At 67.8% G+C, this 4930-nt stretch carries 5 protein-coding genes; 1 reads left to right on the top strand and 4 read right to left on the bottom strand.

Features of this window, described 5'->3' with window-relative positions:
- Positions 1 to 123: 123 nt before the first annotated feature.
- From AC3WTC_RS20230 to AC3WTC_RS20220, 3 genes are all read right to left on the bottom strand, one after another.
- On the bottom strand, positions 124 to 813 hold the full coding sequence (locus AC3WTC_RS20230; protein WP_025877307.1) for a methionine ABC transporter permease: 690 nt from the start codon (positions 811 to 813) through the stop codon (positions 124 to 126).
- Positions 810 to 1817 carry a methionine ABC transporter ATP-binding protein gene (locus tag AC3WTC_RS20225; protein WP_025877309.1) on the bottom strand — a complete coding sequence of 336 codons (1008 nt, stop codon included), beginning with the start codon at positions 1815 to 1817 and terminating at the stop codon, positions 810 to 812. Before AC3WTC_RS20225 ends, AC3WTC_RS20230 begins: the two co-directional genes overlap by 4 nt.
- 209 nt (positions 1818 to 2026) lie before the next feature.
- Positions 2027 to 2923: a DMT family transporter gene (locus AC3WTC_RS20220; protein WP_025877311.1), complete on the bottom strand. Its 897-nt coding sequence runs from the start codon at positions 2921 to 2923 to the stop codon at positions 2027 to 2029.
- A gap of 83 nt (positions 2924 to 3006) precedes the next feature.
- Here AC3WTC_RS20220 and AC3WTC_RS20215 point away from each other — a divergent pair, with 83 nt between their 5' ends.
- Positions 3007 to 3489 (top strand): YajQ family cyclic di-GMP-binding protein, encoded by a 483-nt coding sequence (locus AC3WTC_RS20215; protein ID WP_492712400.1) that lies wholly within the window; start codon positions 3007 to 3009, stop codon positions 3487 to 3489.
- A gap of 38 nt (positions 3490 to 3527) precedes the next feature.
- On the opposite strand, the gene AC3WTC_RS20210 is transcribed toward AC3WTC_RS20215, so the two are convergent.
- Positions 3528 to 4619: a helix-turn-helix domain-containing protein gene (locus tag AC3WTC_RS20210; protein ID WP_492712398.1), complete on the bottom strand. Its 1092-nt coding sequence runs from the start codon at positions 4617 to 4619 to the stop codon at positions 3528 to 3530.
- Between the last annotated feature and the right edge of the window lie 311 nt (positions 4620 to 4930).

Here is a 4930-nt window from a genome sequence, read left to right as displayed (position 1 = left end):
CAACTGCACGGTGCTTCCCGCGTTCATGAGGTTGCCGGCCAGCGGCCGGCACTACCAGACATGAAGTTGCCGGCCAGCGGCCGGCACCACCCTGAACGATGCCGGGCGCCGCCCGGCATTCTGTTATCTGCGGCTGTAATGCGCGACCAGGCGGTCGCCCAGCATCTGCAGCAGCTGCACCAGCACCAGCAAAAGGACCACCGTGACCAGCGCCACGTCGGTGTGCGAGCGCTGGTAGCCGTCGCGGAAGGCCAGGTCGCCCAGGCCACCGGAACCGATCGCACCGCCCATCGCGGTGAAGCCGATCAGGGCCACGGTGGTCACCGTGGCACCGGCAATCAGGCCCGGCCGTGCTTCGGGCAGCAGCACGCGGGTGACCAGCTGCCAGGTGGTGGCACCCATTGCCTGGGTCGCCTCGATCACCCCGCGGTCCACTTCACGCAGCGCGGTTTCCACCAGCCGCGCATAGAACGGCGCAGCGCCGATGACCAGCGGCACGATCGCGCCACGCACGCCCAGCGAGGTGCCCATCATGAACAGGGTCACCGGGATCAGCACGATCATCAGGATGATGAAGGGCACCGAGCGCAGCAGGTTCACCACCAGCGCCAGCACGCCGTAGGCAACCGGCCGGCGTTTCAGCTGTGGCGCACCGAACAGGTACAGCAGCACGCCCAGCGGCAGGCCGATGGCCAGGGTCAGCGGCAGCGAACCGGCCAGCATCAGCAGGGTGTCGATGGTGGCCTGGCCGATGTCGGCCCACTTGCCTGCATCCAGGTGACGGAAGAAGCCGCCGGCGGTGGCGATGATCATCGGCGCAGTTCCTCAACGTGCACGCCGGCGGCCACGAACGCGGCCTGCGCGGCGGACTGGTCACCGCCCACCAGGGCGACGATCAGCTGTCCATACGGGGTGTCCTTGATCCGGTCGATACGGCCGGACAGGATGTTGTAGTCGACCCCGGTCTGCCGCGCGACGCTGCCGAGCAGGGGTTCGTAGGTATCGGCGCCGAGGAAGGTCAGGCGCACGACACGGCCACCGACCGCGTCGAAATCGCGGTGCAGCGTCCCCTCGTCCACCTGCTCCGATTCGCTGACGAAACGGCGGGTGGTCGGGTGCTGCGGGTGCAGGAACACCTTCGTTACCGGGCCGGTCTCGACCAGCTGGCCGGCATCAAGCACGGCCACGCGGTCGCAGACGCGACGGATCACGTCCATCTCGTGGGTGATCAGCACGATGGTCAGGCCCAGTTCGCGGTTGATCTTCGACAGCAGCGCCAGCACCGACGCGGTGGTCTGCGGATCGAGCGCGCTGGTGGCCTCGTCGCACAGCAGGATCTGCGGGCGGGTGGCCAGTGCGCGGGCGATGCCCACACGTTGCTTCTGGCCGCCCGACAACTGCGCCGGGTACTTGTCCGCATGCGCCTGCAGGCCCACGGTCTGCAGCAGCTCGGCGACGCGCGCATCGATCTCGGCCTTCGGCGTACCGGCCAGCTCCAGCGGGAAGGCGACATTGCCGGCCACCGTGCGCGAGGACAGCAGGTTGAAGTGCTGGAAGATCATGCCGATCCGGCGGCGCAGCGCGCGCAGGCCTTCCGGATCCAGCGCGGTGACATCTTCGCCGGCGATCAGCAGGCGGCCACCACTGGGCTCCTCCAGGCGGTTGATCATGCGGATCAGCGTCGATTTGCCCGCACCGGAATGGCCGATGATGCCGAACACCTCGCCGGCCTCGATGGTCAGGTCCAGCGGCTGCAGCGCGCTGACCGCGCGGCCGGCAACGGCATAGGATTTGTGCAGGCGCTGGAACTCGATCACGGGATCAGCTCACCGGAAGGGCGATGGAAGGGGGCGTGCAGCCTACCAGCGCCGGCGCTCGCGCGCCCGCGCCATGGGCCAGAATGTTATTCCTTTTGGTTCTAAGACGCCCGCATCAGCACATCGGCGGCGGTCAGAGCCCCTGCGGGGATCCGACCCCGGGGTCGGATCCCCGCAGAGGCTCTGACCCCTTCCCCAGCCAGATCGGTTCAGGGATGGTCCAACGGTTTCGGCGGCTCCTGCCGGTTCACCCGTTCGCGGTGCAGCAGGTACAGGCCCGAGGCGACGATGATTGCCGCACCCGCCCAGGTGTAGCCATCGGGCAGCTGCCCCCAGAAGGCCAGGTCCCAGCCGATCACCCAGACCAGGCCGCTGTATTCGAGCGGTGCGATCATCGAGGCCTCACCCAGCTGGAAGGCCTTGGTCAGCGCGATCTGGCCCAGCGCCCCGGCCAGGCCCATGCCGGCGATCAACGGCGCATGCGCCATCTGCAGCGGCACCCAGCCGGGGATAGCCAGCAGCCCGGCGCCGATGGCCATGATGACCAGGAACCAGACCACCATCGACTGCGAGGTATCGGTGCGGGTCAACAGGCTGACGGTGATCGCGGCGATGGCATAGGCGGTGGCGGCGGCCAGCACCATCAGGCCCGGCACCGAGATGAAACCGCCCACGCCCGGCCGCAGCACCACCAGCACGCCGACCAGGCCGATGCCGATGGCGACCCAGCGCCGCGGCCCGACCCGCTCGCCCAGCAGCGGCACCGACAGTGCGGCAATCAGCAGCGGCGCGACGAAATAAATGGTGTAGGCGGTGGACAGCGGCAGGTCGCGCAGGGCGAACACGAAGCAGCCGATCATCGCCATGCCCAGCCCGCCGCGCAGCAGGTGCAGCCCCCAGCGGCGCGGGATCAGCGAGCGTGGCCCGGCACTGGCCAGCACCCAGACCAGCACGAAGGGCAGCGACGCCGCGCCACGCAGGAAGGTGACCTGCAGCGAGGGATAGCCGGCCGAGAGCTGCTTCATGCCGGCGTCCATCAGCGAGAAACAGGCGACAGCAGCGACCATCCAGGCCACGGCGCGCGAAGGGGAGCGTTGCACGTTCATGGCCCATTATCGCCGACCACGGGCGTTGCCGCCGCGACCGGCGCGATAGAATGGCCGCCACTGATTTCTGCGGAGTAACGCCCATGCCTTCCTTCGACGTTGTGTCCGAAGTCGACACCCACGAACTGACCAATGCGCTCGACCAGGCCAACCGCGAGCTTGCCACCCGTTTCGACTTCAAGGGCGTGGACGCCAAGTTCGAACGAGACGGCGAAGTGATCACCCAGTCCGCGCCGAGCGAGTTCCAGCTCAAGCAGATGAACGACATCCTGCGTGCGCGCCTGGCCGCGCGCGGTATCGACGTGCTGAGCCTGGAGTTTGGTGACATCGAGACCAACCTGGCCCAGGCGCGGCAGAAGATCACCGTCAAGCAGGGCATCGAGCAGAAGATCGCCAAGAAGATCGCCGCTGCGCTGAAGGACGCCAAGCTGAAAGTGGAAAGCCAGATCAACGGTGACAAGCTGCGCGTGCAGGGCAAGAAGCGCGACGACCTGCAGGACGCCATCGCGGTGCTCAAGGCCGGCAAGTTCGACCTGCCGCTGCAGTTCAACAACTTCCGCGATTGATCAACACCGCGATGTAGCGCCGGCCTCGGTGGCCGGCCTCACTCGCGCAGCAGTCTGTACAGCGTTGTCCGCGAGATGCCGAGCTGGCGTGCGGCGAGGCTGAGGTTGCCGTCGGCAGTATGGGCGGCTCGCCTTGCCGCATCGCGCTGCTGGTCACGCAATGGTGCCGCTTGCACGGGCGCTGCGGCCGTAGCCGGTGAACGTGTCCGTGCGGCGCGCGGTGCCTGCAGGTGCTGCAGATGGACGGCACTGCCCTCGCCCAGTCGCACCCGATGCGCAGGGCCGGGCTGCAGCAGTCGACGTCGCTGCGCAGCGCTGGCGCCGGCAAACAGTGTTTCCAGCGAAAGCAGCGGCAGCGGCCCACGCCGCGGCAGTCCGAGCAGGCGCCGGGCGACGCGATTGGCGCAAAGCAACTGGCCGTCTTCCTGCACCGCCAACAGGCCCTGCAGCGGAGATGCCAGCCAGCGCGGATCATGCTGTACCGCCAGCAGGTGGACATCGCTGAGCGTGTGGATCAAGCGGTTCTCGATGGCCAGCGCTGCCTGCCGGAAATAGCCCTGCAGCAACGCCGGATCGCGTTCCCCCAGCCCAGTGATGTCGATCGCACCGCAGACCTGCCCCTGCAGGTCATGCAGCGGCTCACTCAGGCAGAACACGGGGGCGAACCGCTGCAGATAGTGTTCATTGCCGCGTACCAGCGCGGGCAGGTCGTCGGCCAGGCTGACCGCAGGCGCGGTGGTACCGATCTCGGCCTCGCCCAGCCGCCGGCCCACCTGGATCGGCCGCAGCAGCGCTGCATCTTCCAGGCCATGAGCGCGATGCACGATCACCATGCCCTCACGGTTGGCGCAGAACATCGTCCACCCACGCGCACCGAACGCGGCCCACAACTGCTCCAGTTCCGGCTGCACGCAACGCGCCAGGCGGCGGTCATCGCGGGACTCCAAGCGGTGTCCGTTGCCCTGCAACGGCGGGTAATACGGCTCCTGCCCGGGGCGCACACCCGCCGCATGCGAGCGCTGCCAGGACTGCTGCAACGGCAGGGGCAGCATCGCCAGCGACTGCACGTCGCCCTCGGCGAAGGCGGCCCGAGCCGCCACCAGCTGCTGTTGCCCGACTGTCGTGGCCATCATGCATGCAGCGTACACCCACACACGCCATGCCCGCGTTACGTGCCAACAACGGAGCGTTTCCATTTTCGCCCGGCATTCATCCACGCATGGCGTGGATCCACGTGTCGACCAAGGTCGACACCCACCAACAGCCGCATGGTCGCCACCCACCAAGAGCAGCCCATGCTGTTACGACAGATCGCGGGAGCCCACGATCACCCCAGCACAGCGCCAAGCCGGGAAATGCGCTTCCATTTTCGCCCGGCATTCATCCACGCATGGCGTGGATCCACGTGTCGACCAAGGTCGACACCCACCAACAGCCGCAC

This window comes from Stenotrophomonas sp. FW305-C-20-S1 (genome assembly GCF_058783335.1).
The sequence above is the reverse complement of the archived record's forward strand: the minus strand, read 5'-3'. Positions and strand labels throughout refer to the sequence as shown.